Raw genomic sequence first — 18,876 nt, 5'->3', positions numbered from 1 at the left:
GGTGCGGTCGGTGCGCTCGGTCATGGGGTGCTCCTGCGGGCCTCGCCCAGGGTGAGCTGGCGCGGGTCGAGCACGTCGCGCAGCGCGTCGCCGACCAGGTTGAACGCCAGCACGGTGAGGAAGATCGCCGCGCCCGGGAACACGCCCAGCCACCACGCGTCGGTGACGAAGCCGCGCCCGTCGAACAGCATCCGGCCCCAGGCCGGCGCGGGCGGCTGGATGCCGAGGCCGAGGAAGGACAGCGCGGCCTCGGAGAGGATCGCGAACGCCAGCGACAGCGACGTCTGCACGATCAGCGGCGCGGCGATGTTCGGCAGCACGTGCCGGCGCATGATGCGCAGGTCGGACGCGCCGATGGAGACGGCGGCCCGGACGAACACCTGCTCGCGTACGGAGAGCACGCCGGCGCGGGTGATCCGGGCGAAGATGGGTGTGTAGACCACGCCGATGGCGACCATGGCGGTGAGCAGGCCGGGGCCGAGCACCGCCACGATGGCGACCGCCAGCAGCAGCACCGGGAACGCGAACAACACGTCCATGCAGCGCATGAGCACGCTGTCCAGCCAGCCCCGGTAGTAGCCGGCGAACAGCCCGAGCGTCACCCCGGCGACCAGCGCGATGCCGACGCTGACGGCGCCGACCTGCAGTGACACGCGGGCCGCGACGAGCACCCGGCTGAGCACGTCACGGCCCAGCTCGTCGGTGCCGAACGGGTGCGCGCCGCTGGGCGGTCGCAGCATCTGGTCCACGTCGACGTCGTTCACTCCGGCCGGGGCGAGCCACGGGCCGGCCACGCCGACCACGACGAGCAGCACGAGCACGATCGTGCCGCCCACGGCGAGCGGGTCGCGGCGCAGCGCGTCCAGGACGCGGCGTCCGGTGCTCTCGGTCGTGGCGCTCACCTGACCGTGATCCTCGGGTCGAGGCGGGCGTAGAGGATGTCCACCAGCAGGTTGACAAGCAGGAACAGCGCCGCGACGAGCAGCACCGCGCCCTGCAGGACGGGATAGTCGCGGGCCTGCACGGCGTCGAAGGTGAGCCGGCCGATACCGGGCCAGGCGAACAGCACCTCGATCACGATGACGCCGCCGAGCAGGCTGGCGAGCTGCACCGCGACCACGGTGACCACCGGGATGAGCGCGTTGCGCAGCACGTGCCGCATGATCACCACCCGGTTGCGCAGCCCCTTCGCCTCGGCGGTGCGCACGTAGTCGGCGGAGAGCACCTCCAGCACGGAGGAGCGGATGAACCGGGTGAGGATCGACGCGGTGACCAGGCCGACGGTGACCGCCGGCAGCGCCACGTGGGTGGCCCACCGGCCGGGGTCGTCGGTCAGCGCCACATAGCCGGACGGGGGCAGCCAGCCGAGCACCCCGGCGAACAGCAGGATGCCCATGATGCCCATCCAGAAGTCCGGCACGGAGACGCCGAACTGGCTGAACACGCGGGCGGCGTGGTCGACCGCCGAGCCGCTGCGGACCGCCGCGACGATGCCCAGCGGGAACGCCACCAGGAGCGCGAACACCACGGCGGTGACGGCGAGTGACAGCGTGGCGGGCAGCCGTTCCAGCACGATCTGGCTGACCGGCTGACCGGTGCGGAAGCTGACCCCCAGGTCACCGGTGAGCGCGTGCCCGAGGTAGCTGACGTACTGCACCGGCAGCGGCTGGTCGAGGCCGGCGCGTTCCCGCAGCGCCTCGTACGTCTGCGGGTCGAACCGGGTGCCGAGCGCCACCCGGACCGGGTCACCCGGCACCAGTTGCAGCAGCAGGAACACCACGAGCGTGACGCCGACCAGCACGACCGCCGACTGGAGGACCCGCCGCAGGACGAAGCGGGCCATCACTTCGCCAGGGCGACCGACCGGAACCGGATCGCCCGATCGGTGCGCACCTCGTAGCCGGAGACCTTCTTCGACCAGCCCTGCACCACGTCCGGGTTGTAGAGGTAGAGGTAGCTGGCGTCGTCGACGATCTGCTTCGCCGCCTGCTCGTACGCCTGCTTGCGGGCGCCCTGGTCGGTCTGGGTGCGCGCGTCGTCCAGCAGCTTGTCGACCGCCGGGTTCTTGTACTTGTGGAAGTTGAACGTGCCGCCGCTGTGGTGCTGGGCGTAGTAGAACTCGTCCGGGTCGATGTTGCCGAGCCAGCCGAGCATGAACCCGTCGAAGTTGCCCTTCGCCTGCTCGTCCAGCCACTGGGCGAAGTCCAGCGTACGGATCTTGACGGTGATGCCGACGTCCTTGAGCTGCGCGGCGATGACCTGCGCGGCGGTGACCGTCTCCGGATACTCGCTGGTGACCATCAGATCCATGGTCAGGTTGCTCACGCCGGCCTGGCCGAGCATCTGCTTCGCCTTGCCCGGGTCGTGGCTGTAGGGCGCGTAGTCGTAGTAGAACGCGCTGGCCTTCGGGATGGCGGTCTGGTTGACGGTGGCCAACCCGAACTTCGCGGCCTTGGTGATCGCCTCGCGGTCCAGCGCGTACCCGACGGCGCGCCGCACCTCGGGGTTGTCGAACGGCTTGCGGGCCTCGTTGAGCGCCACGTACCAGTAGTCGGTAGAGGCCGCCGACTTCACCACCGGGTCGTCGCCGTCCTGCAACGACTTCACCTGCTGGGGCGGCAGGTTGTCGGTCCACTGGACCTGGCCGCTGCGCAGGTTCTGCAGCGCCACCGTCGGGTCCTTGACGAAGGTGAACGTGACGCCGTCCAGCTTCGGCTTGTCCCCCCAGTACGAGTCGTTGCGCACCAGCTTGACGCTGTCACCGGAGGTGTAGCCGGCCACCTTGAACGGGCCACTGCCGACCGGCGCGGTCTTGACCTTGCCGGACTCGACGTTTGACTTCTCCACGATCGCCACGCCCTTGAAGCCGCCGAGGTTGGCGAGCAGGTTCGGCGTGGGCGCGCTGAGCGTCACCACCACTGTGGCCGGGTCGGGCCCGGTGACCGACTTGACGGTGGCGAACTTGTACGCGTTGTTCAGCTTCTCCTTGATGATCCGCTCGTACGAGTAGACGACGTCCTCGGAGGTCAGCGGCGACCCGTCGGAGAACGTGACGCCCTCGCGCAGCGTGAACGTCCAGGTGAGCTGGTCGTCGCTGGTGGTCCACTTCGTCGCCAGCGACGGCACCATCTTCAGGTCGGCGTCCGGCTCGACGAGCGTGTCGTAGACGTTCTCCAGCACCTGGAAGCTGTAGTAGGCCGAGGTCTTGTGCGGGTCGAGCTGGTCGGGTTCGCCGCCGATCGCGGCGTTGAGAACTCCACCGGAGCCGCCGGCGTTCCCCCCGCCGCCGACGTCGACCGCCTCGCCGCCGGTGCATCCGGACAGGACGCCGACGGTCAGTGTGAGTGCGGCGCCGAGCACGCCGAGCTTCTTCCTGGACACAGGCCCCCCTAGCCACTTCCCGGACAAAAGAAAGTTTCGGCGAGTCTTCTCTCCGAGCCGGATGATGTCAAACGAATCCAGCCAAATTGACTTGTCGTCGCGCGCTTGCCGGTGCGGAGTGAACGGTGGTTCAATCCGGGCCCGGACCTGATCCGCCACCTGCGCTGGGAGTTGCCGCCGTGACCACACACGAGGTCGTCAACCAGGTCCCGCCGATGGTCGGCCACGACACCGCCGACGACCCGGCGCTGCGCGACGGCGTGGCCCGCGAGGGCGCCGGCTGGGCGCTGCCCGACCTGCACGAGCTGGGCCGGCTCGCCGGTGGCGAGGAGGCCGCCGAGCACGGTCGGCTCGCCAACGAGCATCAGCCGGTGCTGCGCACCCACGACCGGTACGGCCACCGCGTCGACGAGGTGGAGTTCCACCCGTCCTGGCACGAGCTGATGCGTACCGCCGTCGGGCACGGCCTGCACGCCGCGCCGTGGGCCGACGACCGGCCGGGCGCGCACGTGGCCCGCGCGGCCGGGTTCTACCTGTGGCGGCCCGACGCGGGGCACGGCTGCCCGATCTCGATGACCTACGCGGCCGTGCCCGCGCTGCGGCACAGCCCGGAGCTGGCCGCCCGCTACGAGCCGCTGCTCACCGCCCGCGAGTACGACTTCGGGCTGCGCCCGCCGCAGACCAAGCGCGGCCTGCTCGCCGGCATGTCGATGACCGAGAAGCAGGGCGGCTCGGACGTGCGCGCCAACACCACCACGGCCCGGCCGGAGCCGGACGGCAGCTACCGGCTCGTCGGGCACAAGTGGTTCACCTCGGCGCCCATGTGCGACCTGTTCCTCACGCTCGCCCAGGCGCCCGGTGGCCTCACCTGCTTCCTGGTCCCCCGCGTGCTGCCCGACGGCACCCGCAACCCGATGCGGCTCATGCGGCTCAAGGACAAGCTCGGCAACCGCTCCAACGCCTCCGCCGAGGTCGAGTACGAGCACGCGGTGGCGTGGCGCGTCGGCGACGAGGGCCGGGGCGTGCGCACCATCATCGACATGGTCAACCTGACCCGGCTGGACTGCGTGATCGGCGCGGCGGCCGGGATGCGCCACGGCGTGACCACCGCCGTGCACCACGCCACCCACCGGCGGGCGTTCGGCGACTACCTGGCCGACCAGCCGCTGATGCGCAACGTGCTGGCCGACCTGGCCGTCGAGTCCGAGGCCGCCACCGTCCTGATGGTCCGGCTGGCCGGCGCGACCGACCGGTCCGCGCGCGGCGACGACGGCGAGACCGCGTTCAAGCGTCTCGCCCTCGCAGTCGGCAAGTACTGGGTGTGCAAGCGCTGGCCGGGGCACGCCGCCGAGGCGCTGGAGTGCCTGGGCGGCAACGGCTACGTGGAGGAGTCCGGCATGCCCCGGCTGTTCCGTGAGTCGCCGCTGAACTCGATCTGGGAGGGCTCCGGCAACGTCGCCGCCCTCGACGTGCTGCGGGCGCTCACCCGGGAACCGCAGGTGCTCGCCGCGTACGAGGCGGAGGTGGCCGCCGCGGCCGGCGCGGACGCCCGGCTGGACGCGGCGGTGCGACGGGTCCGCGACGAGCTGGCCGACCACACCGACCTGGAGTTGCGCGCCCGGCGGGTGGTGGAGCGGCTGGCGCTGGTGCTGCAGGGCGCGCTGCTGGTGCGCCACGGCCACCCGGCGGTCGCCGACGCGTTCTGCGCGTCCCGGCTCGACGGCGACCACGGGCAGGCGTACGGGACGCTGCCGGGCGGGCTGGACCTGACAGCGATCATCGACCGCGCCAGCCCGAAGATCGGCTGACGGCATGGTGACGCGGCTCGCCTCGGTACACCTGTATCCGGTCAAGTCCCTCGGCGGCGTGGACGTCGACCGGGCCGACGTTGAGCCGTGGGGGTTGCGTCACGACCGCCGCTGGCTGGTGCTGCGCCCCGACGGCGGCAAGCTGGGCTCAAGCGTCCTGCCGGCGCTGCTCGGTCTGACCGCCGTGCCCGGCTCCGGGTCGGTCACGCTCACCGCCCGCGACGGGTCGTCGCTGACGGTCGCCGAACCGGTCGACGGGCCACCGGTTCCGACCGACGTGTCCCGGCTGGACACGGTCCGGCTCGCCGCCGACGAGGCCCACGACTGGCTCTCCGCCCGGCTGGGCCGGCCCGTACGGCTGGCCTGGCTGGACGATCCGCGCCGCCGGCCGATGTCTGCCGAACACGGCGGTGGACCCGGTGATCCGCTGAACCTCTCCGACGCCGGACCGCTGCTGGTCGCCACGACGCCGTCGCTGCGGCGGCTGCGGGACTGGATCGTCGAGGGCGCGCTGGAACGCGGCGAGCCCGCGCCGGAGCCGCTGGCGATGGCCCGGTTCCGGCCGACAGTGGTGCTGGACGGACCGCTCGAACCGTTCGCCGAGGACGGCTGGACGCGGGTGCGCATCGGGGCCGTCGACTTCCGGGTGTCCGAACGCTGCGACCGCTGCTCGGTGACGCTCATCGACCCGGAGACCCTCGCCGGCGGGAAGGAGCCGATCCGCACGCTGGCCCGGCACCGGCGTCACGACGGCAAGACCTGGTTCGGTGTCCGCCTGGTCCCGCTGACCACCGGCGAGATCCGCGTCGGCGACGAATGCCACGCGATGTGACAGGCGTAGCGCCGGTGTCGGTGCGGTGGAGCAGACCGTCGCACATGCGTGGCCCGGACGAGGTGGACTGCCTCGACCTGCGCACCGGATCGCTGGTGTGGCGCGCGCCGGTGCCGCCGTACACCGGTCATCTCGTGGTGGACGAGGACACCGTGCTGGTGGGCGGGTGGCGCGGGTACACCGCACTGCGCGCGCTGGACCGGGAGACCGGGACGACGCGGTGGGCCACCACGGCGCGGGTGGCCACGGTCCGGCCCGCGGTTGCCGGTGGCGTCGTCGTGGTGGGCGCCCTCGGCGGGTCCGAGCTGCGGATACTCGACGCCGACAGCGGCGACGAGGTACGCCGGCTCGCCCTGCCCGAGCCGCTGACGGACAGCGACCACTCGCCGGCCCTCGTCACCGTCGACGACGACCACGTGCTGCTCCGGTGCGGCCCGCGCACGATCCGGCGGGTCCACCTCGAATCCGGCGACGGCGAGGAGTTCTTCCGCGCCGAGGCCGACCTCACCCCGGACGCGCCCTCCGTCACGGGCACCCTGGCCTGGGTACGCGACAACCGGGGCGGCCTTACCGCCGTCGACCTGACCACCGGCGGTGTCCGCCGGCGCGTGGGTGCGGGTGACCCGCCGGTCTCCGGCGTGGTGGCGGCGGGCCACTGTCACGTCGCGGCGCGACGGTCCGGCGTCCTCCTGCGCGTGGACGACGACGGCGTCCACGAGAGGGCCACCGCGCTACGCCGGATCGGCTCCCTGCACGCCCTCGACCCGGACACCGTGCTGCTCGCCGGCGCGGGTGGGCTGAGCGCGGTCAGGGCGACCTGACCTGCCGGGACCGCCACTCGTCGGCCAGGATCGCGTGGACGAGCTGGTCGGCCCAGCCGTCCCGGAACCGGTAGCTGCGCACGTGCCGCGCCTCCCGCCGCATCCCGAGCCGGGCCATCAGGCGCGCCGACGGCTCGTTGTCCGCGTGGCAGCGGGCCACCACCCGGTGCAGCCCGAACTCGGCGAACCCCCGGTCCAGCAGCGCGCCGGCCGCCTCCGTGGCCAGCCCCCGGCCGCCGTGGTCGGGGTGGAAGACGTACCCCAGTTCGGCGGTGCGGTCCGCGGCGCTGCGCCACACCAGCTCGACCGCGCCGATCACCCGCGCGTCGCGGACCACGGCGAGCGTCAGGCAGTCGCCCTCCGCGCGCAGCGCGTCCTCGCCGGCCATCGCGGTCACCGACGCCAGGGACTCCGCCCGGGTACGCGGCGCGGCGCCGGCCATCCAGCGGACCACGTCCGGGCGGCGTTGCCAGGCGTGCACGTCGTCGAGGTCGTCGAGGGTGACCGGGCGCAGCAGCAGCCGGGGCGTGCGCAGCGGGTACGCCGGGTGGGTCATCCGGCGATGGTAGGAGGAACCTAGGGTGGGCCGCATGGTCGTTTCCGCCGACGACGGCAACCCGCTCACCCGGCTCACGCTCGACCAGCTCCGGCAGCGCACCAGCGTGAAGTGGCGGCTCTACCCGCCGGACGTGCTGCCGCTGTGGGTGGCCGAGCAGGACGTACCGCTGGCGCCGCCGGTGGCCGAGGCGCTGCGCCGGGCGGTCGAGCTGGGCGACACCGGCTACGCGTTCGGCACCGGGTACGCCGAGGCGGTCGGCGGGTTCGCCGCGCAGCGGTGGGGCTGGGCCGACTTCCCGGTCGGCCGGGCCACGCTGGTGCCGGACGTGATGATGGGTACGGTCGAGGTGCTGCGCCTGGTCACCGGCCCGGGTGACGCGGTGGTGGTCACTCCTCCGGTCTACCCGCCGTTCTACGCGTTCGTCACGAACGCCGGCCGTCAGGTCCTCGAGGCGCCGCTCGGCGCGGACCTGCGGCTCGACCCGGCCGCGCTGGAGGAGGCGTTCCGCCGCGCCCGCGCGATCGGCGACCGCCCGGCGTTCCTGCTCTGCAACCCGCACAACCCGACCGGTGTGGTGCACCGGCCCGACGAGCTGGCCGCCGTCGCCGAGCTGGCCGCCCGGCACGGCGTACGGGTGGTGGCCGACGAGATCCACTCACCGCTGGCGCTGCCCGGCGCGCGGCTCACCCCGTACCTGACGGTGCCGGGTGCGGAGAACGCGTTCGCGCTGCTGTCGGCATCGAAGGCGTGGAACCTGGCCGGGCTCAAGGCGGCGCTGGCGGTCGCCGGGCCGGACGCGGCGGACGACCTGGCCCGGATGCCGGAGGAGGTCAGTCACGGCCCCAGCCACCTCGGGGTGCTCGCGCACACGGCCGCGTTCCGAGCCGGCGGGCCGTGGCTGGACCGGCTGCTCGACGGCCTGGACGCGAACCGGGCGCTGCTCGGGTCACTGCTGGCCGAGCACCTGCCGACCGTGTCGTGGCAGCCGCCCGAGGGCACGTACCTGGCCTGGCTGGACTGCCGGCGCCTCGGCGTACCCACCGAGGCGGGCGACGGACCGGGCGTGGCGAGCGACCTGGCCGGTCCGGCGCGGATGTTCCTCGACCGGGCCCGGGTGGCGCTCAGCTCCGGGCACGTCTTCGGCGCCGGTGGTGCCGGGTTCGTGCGGCTCAACTTCGCCACCTCCCCCGCCGTGCTCACCGAGGCGGTCACCCAAATGGGCCGGGCGGCGGCGACCGCCTGACGTGCGGCTCAACGGGCGACGACGCGTACCCCCTGGTTGTCGCCCTCGGACAGGAACGACGCCACGGCGCCGCCCTCGGCGGTGACGGCCGCGCGTTCGACGCGGGTGAACGCGCGCAGCGGCGTGACCACCACGACGCCCGCGTCGACCGTCCAGGTGGCGGCGACCCGGCCGTCGACGAGCACGAACCGGGCCCCGGCCACGGAGAGGTTGCGGTGGGCGTCGTCGATGATCCGGCTGCGGTCGTGGTAGCCGAGCACGGCGTTGTCGAAGGCGGGCAGGAACCGTACCGGCGCGGGGGTGTCCGGGTCGGGCCGGGGCGCGCCGGGCAGGTCCAGCAGCGTGCGGCCCCGCGCGTCCCGGAAGGCCACCAGCTCGTCGCGGACCGCGGCCACCGCCGCGGGCAGCCCGGCGAGGCCGCACCAGGCGCGCAGGTCCGCCGACGCGGCCGGGCCGAACGCGGCCAGGTAGCGCCGCACCAGCGCCCGCCCGGCCCTGTCGTCGCCGTCCGGGCCGGGCGGTTCGGCGTCGCGGCCCAGCCACCGGGCCAGAGCGACGGTACGGACGCCGGCGGTGGTCCGCCACAGTCCGCGCGGCGGGGCCTGCACGGCCGGGACCAGCGCGAGCACGATCTCGCCGAGCGCCCGCCGGTCGGTCGCCGGCCAGCGCGGGGCGAGCGCAGCCACGATCTCGGCGGTGGTACGGGGCTCGCCGTCGGCCAGGACCTTCCGGGCGGCCGCGGCGAGTTCGTCGAGGTCGACCCCGTCGAACTCGCCGCGGTAGACGCCGAGCACCCGCTGCCGCAGCATCGCGTCGTGCCGGGACCGCCAGGCCAGCACGTCGTCGGCGGCGAGCAGGTGTACGGTGCGGCGCATCAGGTGGGTACGCACCAGGCGGCGACGCACCAGCAGGTCCGACAGGGCCGCCGGGTCGAAGGCCCGCAGCCGCGACCAGAGCCCGACGTACGGCTCCTGCGGCTCCTGGGCCTGCAACCCGCACAGGTGCGCCACCGCGTCGGCCATCGGCAGGTCGGCGCGGTCGAGCAGCAGTTGCCGGGCGAGTGTCGCCCGGTTGAGCGCACGCCGGTCGAGCACTGTCACGGCTTCGTTCCCCGGCCGGCTCAGGTGGTGGTCTGGCCGTCGATGGTCTCGCGCAGGATGTCCGCGTGCCCGGCGTGCTGGGTGGTCTCGGCGATGACGTGGATCAGCACCCGCCGGACGCTGCGGACCGAACCGGGCTCGTTCCACGGCGCGTCCGGGACCGGCCAGGTCGCCGAAAGGTCCTCGACGCCGGCCACGATCTCCTCGGTACGGGCGGCGACGCGGGCGTACCGGTCGAGGATGGCCGGCAGCGTGTCCTCGGGCAGCATCTGGAAGTCCCGTCCCCGCTCGATCGCCCACTGCGGCAGCTCGCGGGCCTGCCCGGACATGAAGTCCTCCCAGGTGACGCCCTCGGGCATGGCGAATGACATCGCCGAGGGGCCCTCGACCACGAACCGCAGCCACGCCTCCTCGGTGGACGCGACGTGCTTGATCAGGCCGCCCAGGCAGAGCGCGCTGACGGTCGGCTTCTGCCCGGCCTGCTCGTCGGTCAGGCCACGGACCGTGTTGGTCAGCATGTTCCGGGCCTCGGCGAGCTCGGCCAGCAGATCGGTCCGCTCGGCGTCCAGGGTGGTGGGGGTCGTGGTGGTGCCGGTCATCGTCATCGGTTCCTTCCGGTCCTGATCGGGTACGGGTCCACCCTCGCAGGCGTAGCGGTCAGGAAGTGTCCTCTTCTCGCGGCAGAATGCGTGTCGTGCCGAAGACTTCCGCCCGACTGCTCGCCCTGCTGTCCCTGTTGCAGGCGCGACGGGACTGGCCGGGCTCGCTGCTCGCCGAACGGCTGCGGGTCAGCCCGCGTACCGTGCGCCGCGACGTCGACCGGCTGCGCGAGCTGGGCTATCCGATCGAGAGCGCCAAGGGGCCGGACGGCGGCTACCGGCTGGGTGCCGGCTCGGCGCTGCCGCCGCTGCTCTTCGACGACGAGCAGGCGGTCGCGCTCACCGTGGCGTTGCAGACCGCGGCCGGCGGGGTGACGGGCATCGAGGAGGCGGCGGCGCGGGCGCTGACCACGGTGCGGCAGGTGATGCCCGCGCGGCTGCGGCACCGGGTGGACGCGCTGCGGGTGGTCGACGTGCAACGCGCCGGTACGCCGGCCCGGCACCGGGTGGAACCGGCGTTGCTGATGACGTTGAGCGCCGCCGTGCACGCCCGCGAGGAGCTGCGCTTCGACTACGAGCCGGTGTCCACGACGCCGCCGGTCGCGGGCCGGCCGCCGCGCCGGGTGCAGCCGCACCACCTGGTCACCTGGGGCGGGCGCTGGTATCTCGTCGCCTGGGATCTCGACCGCGACGACTGGCGCACGTTCCGGGTCGACCGGATCAGCCCGCGTACGCCCACCGGCCCCCGGTTCACGCCCCGCGAACTGCCCGGCGGAGACGTGGCCGCGTACGTCGCCGGGCGGTTCAAGGGCGCCACCGGGCCGGGTGACTGGCCCTGCCGGGGCGAGGTGATCCTCGACCTGCCCGCCCGGGTGGTGTCCGGATGGACCCGCGACGGGATCGTCGAGGCGCTGGGCCCGGACCGCTGCCGCCTGGTGCTGGGCGCCTGGTCGTGGCCCGGGCTGGCCGCCGTGCTCGGCCGCTACGACGCCGACATCGAGGTGGTCGGGCCGCCGGAACTGCGCGAGGCGTTCGCCCGCCTGGCCCGCCGGTACGCCGCAGCGGCAGAGGGCCGGCACACGCCTCGGTAGCCCCGGGCCGGGGCGTCAGTCGGTGGGCAGGAGCGGGCGCATGAACGTGCGCTCGTACCGCAGGACGCAGCCCGACTCCTCGCGGATCCGGTCGGCGGCGACGAACTCGGGGTCCACTCCGAACCGGGCCCGGTACTGCTCGTACGCCGCCAGGCTGGAGAAGCTGAACAGCGCCTCGGCCCGGTCGCTGGCACCCTCGGCGGGCAGGAAGTAGCCGTGGTGCACGCCGCCGTGCCGTGCCACCAGCCGCATCCAGGTAAGGGCGAAGCGCTCGAAGGCGTCGATCTGGGCGGGGTCGATCGTGTAGTGCACGACGCAGGTGATCACGCGGCCACGATAGCGGCGGCCGGTCAGGCGGCGGAGCGGCGGTCGCCGGGGTCGGTCGTGTCGGCCAGGCCCGCGTACCGCCCCCGGTGGTAGAGCAGCGGCGAGCCGACGTCGGCGTGCCGCAGCAGTTCCGGTTCGGCGAGCACCACGGCGTGGTCGCCGACGACAACCCGGTCCACCACCCGGCACAGCAGCCAGGCCAGCGTGTCGTCGAGGACCGGCACCCCTTCCGGGCCGGGCCGCCAGCGGGTCGGCTCGGCGAACCGGTCGATCCCGCTGGTGGCGAACGTCCGGGCCACCTCGTGCTGGCCGTGCCCGAGCAGGTGCACCCCGACGTGCCGGGCCCGGGACACCACCGGCCAGCTCGACGACCCCCGGTCCAGGCAGAACGAGACGATCGGCGGTCGCAGCGACACCGCGGTGAACGAGGTGGCGGTGAACCCGGCCGCGGGCGGACCGGCGGCGGTGACCACTGTGACGGTGCTGGCCTGGTGCCGCAGCAGCGTCCGCAGCGCGTCGGCGTCGGCGTCGACCGGGGTGTCGGCGGGCTCGGGCACGGCGTTCCTCCAAGGTGTACGGGACGGGACCGGTCAGACCGTGAAACCGTGGAACAGCACCGACGCCAGCCCGAGGGCCAGCACCAGGTTGAACACGGTGGCGGCGGCGAACACGGTCACCGGCCGCCAGCCGGCCTCGCGCAGCGACGACACGCGGACCTCCAGGCCGATGCTGACGAAGGCCAGGATGAGGAACCAGACCCGCAGGTCGGTGACGATCGCCATCGTGGTCTTGCCGTCCGCGCCCGCGGCGTCGAGGTACCAGGTGGCGATCACCGAGGCGGCGACGAACCCGAGGACGAACTTCGGGAACCGGCGCCACAGCTCGCCGAGCCCGGGGCGCGGGGCGTCCGGGCGGCGCTCCACCCGCAGCGCGAAGTACGCGGTGAGCGCCACCGCGACCACGCCCATCAGCGCGTTCTGGGTGACCTTGACGATGCTGGCGATCTGGAGCGCATCCTCACCGGCGAGCGCGCCGGCAGCGGTCACGGCGGCGGTGGTGTCGATGTTGCCGCCGATCCAGGCGCCGGCGACCGCGTCGGAGAGGCCGAGCACGTCGGCCAGCCACGGCAGCAGGAAGATCGACGGCAGCGCGAACGCGATGACCAGGCTGGCCGTGTACGCGAGCTGTTCCCGGCGTGCCCGTACCGCGCCGGCGGCGGCGATCGCGGCGCTCACCCCGCAGATCGACACCGCCGAGGCGAGCAGCGCCCGCAGCTTCTCGTCCAGACCGAACCGCCCGGCCAGCCACCAGGTGAACAGGAACACGCCGCTGATCAGCAGCAGCGCCTGGGCGATGGCGGGACCGGCGGCGCTCGCGATGACTGCCAGGTTGATCGAGGCGCCCAGCAGCACCAGGCCGGTCTTGATGAAGAACTCGGTACGGAACGCGGCGGAGATCCGGTCCCGCAGCCCGGTCACCGTGACGATCAGGTTGCCGAGCAGGCCGAGCAGGATCGCGTAGACCGGGTACTCGACCGCGGCGGCCACGTCCTCGATCGCGCTGCCCTCGGCCCAGACCGGCACGTTCTGTTCGAGGTACCGGGTGAGCGCGGCGAGACCGAGCACCACCAGCAGGCCCAGGCCGGTCCAGGCCCAGAACGCGCCGGAGCGCAGGTCGGCCCGGGGTGAAGCGACCGCGGGCGTACCGGCGGGTCGGTCCGAGGTCGCGGCGGCCGGGGCGTCCACGGTGGAGGCCGCGGACGGCCCGGCGGCGGTGCTGCGGACGGCGGGTTCCGGGGCGGCGGCCATCACGGCACCAGCCCGGCCGGGATCGCGCCGGCCAGCACCAGGAGCAGCAGCGCGAGGCCGAGTACGGTGGCGGCCCAGTCCTCGCTGAAGGCGAGCCGGGACGTGCCGGCGGTGGGCGGTTCGGGTGGCGTGGGCGCGTTGCTCATGAAGGGGCTCCTACGGGTACGCGCGGGCGACGGAGGGCAGCCGGAGGCGAGGGGTGACAGGGATCATCGACCCCAGTGAGAGTTTCCTACTTAACTAGTAGGATTACAAGGTCTTCCCGCGCTCCGGCTCACCCGCGGCGCGGGCGGCCACCACCACCGAGATGCCGTCGAGCACCCGCTGCAGACCGAACTCGAAGGCGTGGTCCGGCCCGTACGCCGCGCCGTGCGCCATGCCCGCGGCGGTGCCGACCCGCGCGGCGAGCGGGAAGCTGCCGGCGGCCATGAACTTCTCCAGCCAGGGCCCGTGCGTCCGCCACCACTGGTCGTCGGTCATCCCGGTCTCACGTTCCAGCTCGACCACGTCCAGCGCGACCCGGGCCGCGTTCTTGGCGTGCCCCAGCACGAGCGTGAGCACCGCGTCCATCTCCACGTCGTCGAGCCCGATGTCCGCCACGGCGTGCAGCTCGTAGTCGTACTTGGCGAGCACGTTCGGGCCGAGCACCGGCCGGGTCGTCTCGGCGCGCAGCAGCCACGGGTGGGCCCGGTAGAGGGCGAGGTTGTCCCGCGCGATGCGTTCCAGCCGGCCCCGCCAGCCACCCGGCACGTCGGCCGGGCGCGGCAGGTCACCGAGGACGGCGTCCACCATGACGTCGAGCAGTTCCGCCTTACCCGGCACGTACGTGTAGACGGACATGGTGCCCACGCCGAGTGCCTCGCTGACCCGGCGCATGGTGAGCGCGTCGATACCTTCGGCGTCGGCGATCTCGATCGCGGTCCGCACGATCCGGTCGACGCTGAGACCGGGACCTGCGCCGCGGCTGGCCGGTTCCCGGGTGCGCCAGAGAAGGGCCAGGCTGCGGGCGGGATCGGCCTTGCGCCGGCGCTCCTTCGACATGGTGCCGTCATCCTACCGGCCGGGCCGGTCACCAGCCGTCGGCGGGACGCCGGAAAAGGGGAGCCCGAGAATTGTTCGGGCAAAAAGAATGGCGGGTTCTCCCGCCACTACCAACATATAGCGCAACCCCGGTCTTGCCGCAAGACCGGGGTGACGGCGCACAATTGCCGGCCGTAACCCATTGCCGTGCCATTCGAAAAGCCGCGAAGAGCGGAGGCTCGGCCGTGCCCGCGATCGGAGACGAGTTGAACCTGCCTGCCACGAGCGTTTTCGATCTACCCGAGCGACTGTCGGCGAAGGCCGACCCCGAGCTGATCGCCGCCGACGAGCGGCACTTCGCCGCCATCGCGGACAGCCTGCGCCGCTCGATCGCCGACCTGACCGACCGGCTCGACGCCACGCGCCGGGCCGCGGGCGGCCGGGGCCGGCAGGCGGTCGACCGGGACCAGGAGGTCCGGCGGTTGAGCGCGCGCCTGCGCACGCTGCGCCGCTACGGCCTGGACCTGTGCCTGGGCCGGATGGTCGGCGCGGACGGCGGCGAACCGGTGTACGTGGGCCGCCTCGGCCTGACCGACGGCGCGGGCGGCCGGCTGCTGCTGGACTGGCGCTCCCCCGCCGCCGAGCCGTTCTTCGGCGCGACCCACGCCGACCCGATGGGCCTGGCCAGCCGCCGCCGGTACCGGTGGACCGCGGGCCGGATCACCGACTACTGGGACGAGGTGTTCACCGCCGACGGGCTGGCCGGGCACGCCGCGCTGGACGACCAGTCGGCGTTCATCGCCAGCCTGGGCGCGACCCGGTCGGCGCGGATGCGCGACGTGCTCGGCACCATCCAGGCCGATCAGGACGCGATCATCCGGGCCGGGTCGCGGGGTGCGCTGGTGGTCGACGGCGGCCCCGGCACCGGCAAGACCGTGGTGGCGCTGCACCGCACCGCGTACCTGCTGCACGCCGACCCGCGGCTGGGCGAGCGCCGGGGCGGGGTGCTGGTGGTCGGGCCGCACCAGCCGTACCTGAACTACGTCTCCGACGTGCTGCCCAGCCTGGGCGAGGAGGACGTGCAGATCTGCACGCTCGCCGACCTGGTGCCGGAGGGCGCGGCGGCGGCGCCGGAGACCGACCCGGAGGTGGCGCGGCTGAAGGCGTCCGGGGACGTGGTGCGCGTTGTCGACGCCGCGGTCCGGTTCTACGAGGAGCCGCCCGCGACCGCAATGACTGTCGGGGTCGGGGACGCCGAGGTGCGGCTGACCGCCGGCGACTGGGCGACGGCGTTCGAGGTGGCCGGGCCGGGCGTCCCGCACAACGAGGCCCGCGACGAGGTGTGGGAGGAACTGCTCACGATCCTGGTGGAGAAGTACCGCGGCGACGAGCCGGAGGAGGCGGTCCGCCGCGCGCTGGGGCGCGACCGGGAACTGGTCACCGCGTTCGGCCGGGCGTGGCCGCTGCTCGACCCGCTCGACGTGGTGGCCGACCTGTGGTCGGTGCCGGCCTACCTGCGCCGGTGCGCGCCCTGGCTGAGCGTCGAGGAGATCCGTACGCTGAGGCGGGCCGACCCTCGAGCCTGGACGGCGGCGGACCTGCCGTGGCTGGACGCGGCCCGGCGGCGGGTCGGTGACCCGGAGGCGTCGCTGCGGCGGCGCCGCGACGAGGGGGTTCTGGCGGCGCAGCGCGCCGAGATGGACACGGTGGTCGACGCGCTGATCGCGTCGCACGCCTACGACGACGGCGAGGGTCTGATGACCATGCTGTACGGCGAGGACATGCGCACCAGCCTGGTCGACTCCAGCGTGTTGAGCGTGGCCGATCCGGACCTGCTGGCCGGGCCGTTCGCGCACGTCGTGGTGGACGAGGCGCAGGAGCTGACCGACGCGCAGTGGCAGATGCTGCTGGCGCGCTGCCCGTCGCGCAGCTTCACGGTGGTCGGTGACCGGGCGCAGGCACGGCACGGGTTCACCGAGTCGTGGCCGCAGCGGCTGGCGCGGGCCGGGTTCGACCGCGTCGAGGTGGCGACGCTGTCCGTCAACTACCGCACTCCGGCGCAGGTGATGGCGGCGGCCGAGCCGGTGATCCGGGCCGTGCTGCCCGACGCCAACGTGCCCACGTCGATCCGCGACGGCGCTCCGGTGCGGTACGGCTCCCGCGCGGAGCTGCGCGCGGTGGTGGACGGCTGGCTCACCGCCCACCGCGAGGGCGTCGTGTGCGTCATCGGTGATCCGGCGTTCCCGGCCTCGGAGCGGGTCCGGTCGCTGAGCCCGGTGCTGGCCAAGGGGCTGGAGTTCGATCTGGTGGTGCTTGTCGACCCGGAGGCGTTCGGCGACGGGGTCGCCGGGGCGGTGGACCGGTACGTCGCGATGACCCGGGCCACCGGCGAACTGGTCGTGCTGACCGGGCCGTGACCGGGCCCCGGGGGCGGCGCACAGACCGCCCCCGGGGTCCGGCTCAGCGGCTGAGCGCCCGGTAGCGGCGCAGCGACAGCGGCAGGAACACCGCCACCAGCACCAGCGGCCAGAGCACCGCCAGCAGCGGGTGATGCGCGGCCACCCACGAGTCGCCGCCCCAGCCGGGGTTGCCGAACAGCTCGCGAGTGGCCCCGACGGTCGCGGACAGCGGATTCCACTCGGCGACCGCGCCCAGCCACGCGGGCATGGTGGACGGCGCCACGAACGCGCTGGACAGGAAGCCCAGCGGGAACTCCAGCGTCTGCACGGCCGTCACCGCGCTCTGCCCCTTCACGGTCAGGCCGAGGAAGACGCCCACCCAGACCAGCGCGAACCGCAGCAGCAGGATCAGCCCGAGCGCGGCGAGCGTGTCGCCGAGGTCGCCGCGTGCCCGCCACCCGATCGCCAGGCCGACGAGCAGCATGACGGCGAGCGTCACCACCGCGAACATCAGGTCGGCCACAGCGCGGCCGAGCAGCGAGGCCAGCCGGGACACCGGCATCGACCGCAGCCGGTCGGTGACGCCACGCTCCAGGTCCGCCGAGACCGCCAGGGTGGTCATGCTGATGCCGAAGACCATCGTCATGGCGAACATGCCGGGCATCAGGAACTCGCGGTAGCTGCCGCCGCCCGGTACCTGGAGCGCGCCGCCGAACAGGTACGCGAACATCAGCACCATCAGGATGTCGAAGCCCAGCGAGCCGATCAGCGGTCCGGGCTCACGCCGCCAGTGCGCCAGCGCACGACCGGTCAGCGTCAGGCCGTCACCGGCCAGCGACGCGCGCCGGGCCGGGGTCACCGTCGCGGTCACGCGGTCACCTCCACGCCGGTCCGGTCGGCGGACGGCCCGCCGGTGAGCTGGAGGAACACCTCGTCCAGTGTGGGTCGCCGCAGCGCCACGTCGGCCACGTCCACGCCGTCGGCGTCCAGCGCACGCAGCACCTCGGTCAGCGCGCCGGCCCGGTCGCCGACCTGGGCGCTGACCGCCCGCCGGTCCGGATCGAGCGCCGGTTCGGTACGGGCCACGGCGCGCAGCCGCGCGGCGGCGGTGGCCAGGTCGGCGGCGTCACGAACGACCAGGTCGATCCGGTCGCCGCCGAGGCGGGACTTGAGCGCATCGGGGGTGCCCTCGGCGATCACCCGCCCGGCGTCGAGCACGCAGACGCGGTCGGCGAGCTGGTCGGCCTCGTCCAGGTACTGCGTGGTCAGCAACACCGTGGTGCCGGCGCGCACCAGATCGCGTACCGCCTCCCACACCTCGTTGCGCCCGCGCGGGTCCAGCGCCGTGGTCGGCTCGTCGAGGAACAGCACCGACGGCGCGAGGATCATCCCGGCGGCCAGGTCGAGGCGGCGGCGCATGCCACCGGAGTACGTGCGTACCGGCCGCCCGCCCGCGTCGGCGAGCCCGAACCGGTCGAGCAGCTCGGTGGCCCGCCGTCGTGCAGCGGCCCGGTCCAGGTGGAACAGGCGACCGAAGATGACCAGGTTCTCCCGGCCGCTCAGTGCCTCGTCCACCGCCGGGTGCTGGCCGACCAGGCCGATGCGGTGGCGCACCCGGTCGGCCTGCCCGGCCACGTCGAAGCCGGCCACCTCGGCCCGCCCGGCGTCGAAGCGCAGCAGCGTGGCCAGGATGCGGACGGCTGTGGTCTTGCCGGCGCCGTTCGGGCCGAGCAGCCCGCACACGGTGCCCGGTCGCACCCGCAGGTCGAAGCCGTCCAGCGCGGCCGTGTCCCCGTACCGCTTGCGCAGGCCCTCCGCGAGGATCGCATGTTCCACGTCTGTTCCCCCTCCGTCGACGAGGGCACTAACGTACAACGTACGGTATGGC

At 73.7% G+C, this 18,876-nt stretch carries 19 protein-coding genes; 6 read left to right on the top strand and 13 right to left on the bottom strand.

All coding sequences use genetic code 11. From position 1 onward, the window contains the following. Window positions 1-20 precede the first annotated feature (20 nt). Genes IRY44_RS24050 through IRY44_RS24040 form a run of 3 tightly spaced genes read right to left on the bottom strand, consistent with a single transcriptional unit; the run spans window position 21 to window position 3,381 of the window. A complete protein-coding gene (locus IRY44_RS24050) occupies window positions 21-902 on the bottom strand; it encodes an ABC transporter permease (RefSeq protein WP_013476858.1) in 882 nt (293 codons plus the stop codon). Continuing rightward, window positions 899-1,843: an ABC transporter permease gene (locus IRY44_RS24045; RefSeq protein WP_194802486.1), complete on the bottom strand. Its 945-nt coding sequence runs from the start codon at window positions 1,841-1,843 to the stop codon at window positions 899-901. The genes IRY44_RS24050 and IRY44_RS24045 overlap by 4 nt, the downstream gene beginning before the upstream one ends. Then, window positions 1,843-3,381 (bottom strand): ABC transporter substrate-binding protein, encoded by a 1,539-nt coding sequence (locus tag IRY44_RS24040; RefSeq protein WP_194802485.1) that lies wholly within the window; start codon window positions 3,379-3,381, stop codon window positions 1,843-1,845. The genes IRY44_RS24045 and IRY44_RS24040 overlap by 1 nt, the downstream gene beginning before the upstream one ends. Before the next feature lie 179 nt (window positions 3,382-3,560). Here IRY44_RS24040 and IRY44_RS24035 point away from each other — a divergent pair, with 179 nt between their 5' ends. From IRY44_RS24035 to IRY44_RS24025, 3 genes are read left to right on the top strand one after another with little or no spacing between them, the layout of a single operon-like run. Continuing rightward, complete coding sequence (locus tag IRY44_RS24035) at window positions 3,561-5,189, top strand: acyl-CoA dehydrogenase family protein (protein ID WP_194802484.1); 1,629 nt, start codon at window positions 3,561-3,563, stop codon at window positions 5,187-5,189. Between the two features lie 4 nt (window positions 5,190-5,193). Continuing rightward, window positions 5,194-6,021 (top strand): MOSC domain-containing protein, encoded by an 828-nt coding sequence (locus IRY44_RS24030; RefSeq protein WP_194802483.1) that lies wholly within the window; start codon window positions 5,194-5,196, stop codon window positions 6,019-6,021. Between the two features lie 44 nt (window positions 6,022-6,065). Continuing rightward, a complete protein-coding gene (locus IRY44_RS24025; protein WP_194802482.1) occupies window positions 6,066-6,842 on the top strand; it encodes a PQQ-binding-like beta-propeller repeat protein in 777 nt (258 codons plus the stop codon). Here IRY44_RS24025 and IRY44_RS24020 read toward each other — a convergent pair. Beyond that, window positions 6,829-7,398, bottom strand: a complete 570-nt coding sequence (locus tag IRY44_RS24020) for a GNAT family N-acetyltransferase (RefSeq protein ID WP_194802481.1) — start codon at window positions 7,396-7,398, stop codon at window positions 6,829-6,831. The genes IRY44_RS24025 and IRY44_RS24020 overlap by 14 nt on opposite strands. Window positions 7,399-7,432: 34 nt before the next feature. Between IRY44_RS24020 and IRY44_RS24015 the strand changes: the two genes are divergently transcribed. Then, window positions 7,433-8,644 (top strand): MalY/PatB family protein, encoded by a 1,212-nt coding sequence (locus IRY44_RS24015; protein WP_194802480.1) that lies wholly within the window; start codon window positions 7,433-7,435, stop codon window positions 8,642-8,644. Between the two features lie 8 nt (window positions 8,645-8,652). Here the strand turns inward: IRY44_RS24015 and IRY44_RS24010 are convergent, their stop codons facing one another. Beyond that, window positions 8,653-9,744: a winged helix DNA-binding domain-containing protein gene (locus IRY44_RS24010; RefSeq protein WP_194802479.1), complete on the bottom strand. Its 1,092-nt coding sequence runs from the start codon at window positions 9,742-9,744 to the stop codon at window positions 8,653-8,655. 20 nt (window positions 9,745-9,764) lie between these two features. After that, a complete protein-coding gene (locus tag IRY44_RS24005) occupies window positions 9,765-10,343 on the bottom strand; it encodes a DinB family protein (RefSeq protein WP_194802478.1) in 579 nt (192 codons plus the stop codon). Between the two features lie 86 nt (window positions 10,344-10,429). Here IRY44_RS24005 and IRY44_RS24000 point away from each other — a divergent pair, with 86 nt between their 5' ends. Then, on the top strand, window positions 10,430-11,434 hold the full coding sequence (locus tag IRY44_RS24000) for a YafY family protein (protein ID WP_194802477.1): 1,005 nt from the start codon (window positions 10,430-10,432) through the stop codon (window positions 11,432-11,434). A gap of 15 nt (window positions 11,435-11,449) precedes the next feature. On the opposite strand, the gene IRY44_RS23995 is transcribed toward IRY44_RS24000, so the two are convergent. The 5 genes from IRY44_RS23995 to IRY44_RS23975 all read right to left on the bottom strand — a co-directional run bounded on the left by IRY44_RS23995 (window position 11,450) and on the right by IRY44_RS23975 (window position 14,610). Continuing rightward, window positions 11,450-11,761 (bottom strand): NIPSNAP family protein, encoded by a 312-nt coding sequence (locus tag IRY44_RS23995; RefSeq protein WP_194802476.1) that lies wholly within the window; start codon window positions 11,759-11,761, stop codon window positions 11,450-11,452. A gap of 23 nt (window positions 11,762-11,784) precedes the next feature. Then, on the bottom strand, window positions 11,785-12,318 hold the full coding sequence (locus IRY44_RS23990; RefSeq protein WP_194802475.1) for a flavin reductase family protein: 534 nt from the start codon (window positions 12,316-12,318) through the stop codon (window positions 11,785-11,787). Between the two features lie 33 nt (window positions 12,319-12,351). Further along, a complete protein-coding gene (locus IRY44_RS23985) occupies window positions 12,352-13,569 on the bottom strand; it encodes a YeiH family protein (RefSeq protein WP_194802474.1) in 1,218 nt (405 codons plus the stop codon). Next, the gene (locus IRY44_RS23980; RefSeq protein WP_162959099.1) at window positions 13,569-13,715 is read right to left on the bottom strand and encodes a hypothetical protein; all 147 of its coding nucleotides are present in this window, start codon (window positions 13,713-13,715) and stop codon (window positions 13,569-13,571) included. Before IRY44_RS23980 ends, IRY44_RS23985 begins: the two co-directional genes overlap by 1 nt. Window positions 13,716-13,818: 103 nt before the next feature. After that, window positions 13,819-14,610 carry a TetR/AcrR family transcriptional regulator gene (locus IRY44_RS23975; RefSeq protein WP_194802473.1) on the bottom strand — a complete coding sequence of 264 codons (792 nt, stop codon included), beginning with the start codon at window positions 14,608-14,610 and terminating at the stop codon, window positions 13,819-13,821. 224 nt (window positions 14,611-14,834) lie between these two features. On the opposite strand from IRY44_RS23975, the gene helR reads away from it, so the two are divergent. After that, window positions 14,835-17,006 carry an RNA polymerase recycling motor ATPase HelR gene (gene helR / locus IRY44_RS23970; RefSeq protein WP_194802472.1) on the top strand — a complete coding sequence of 724 codons (2,172 nt, stop codon included), beginning with the start codon at window positions 14,835-14,837 and terminating at the stop codon, window positions 17,004-17,006. A 43-nt stretch (window positions 17,007-17,049) separates the two neighbouring features. On the opposite strand, the gene IRY44_RS23965 is transcribed toward helR, so the two are convergent. Both IRY44_RS23965 and IRY44_RS23960 read right to left on the bottom strand, forming a co-directional pair. Then, complete coding sequence (locus IRY44_RS23965; RefSeq protein WP_194802471.1) at window positions 17,050-17,859, bottom strand: ABC transporter permease; 810 nt, start codon at window positions 17,857-17,859, stop codon at window positions 17,050-17,052. Continuing rightward, entirely contained in the window at window positions 17,856-18,824 is a 969-nt protein-coding gene (locus IRY44_RS23960) for an ATP-binding cassette domain-containing protein (RefSeq protein WP_194802470.1), read from the bottom strand. The genes IRY44_RS23965 and IRY44_RS23960 overlap by 4 nt, the downstream gene beginning before the upstream one ends. Window positions 18,825-18,876 lie beyond the last annotated feature (52 nt).

The organism is Micromonospora sp. ANENR4, from assembly GCF_015354395.1.
GTDB classification, from domain to species: domain Bacteria; phylum Actinomycetota; class Actinomycetes; order Mycobacteriales; family Micromonosporaceae; genus Micromonospora; species Micromonospora aurantiaca.
The sequence above is the reverse complement of the archived record's forward strand: the minus strand, read 5'-3'. Positions and strand labels throughout refer to the sequence as shown.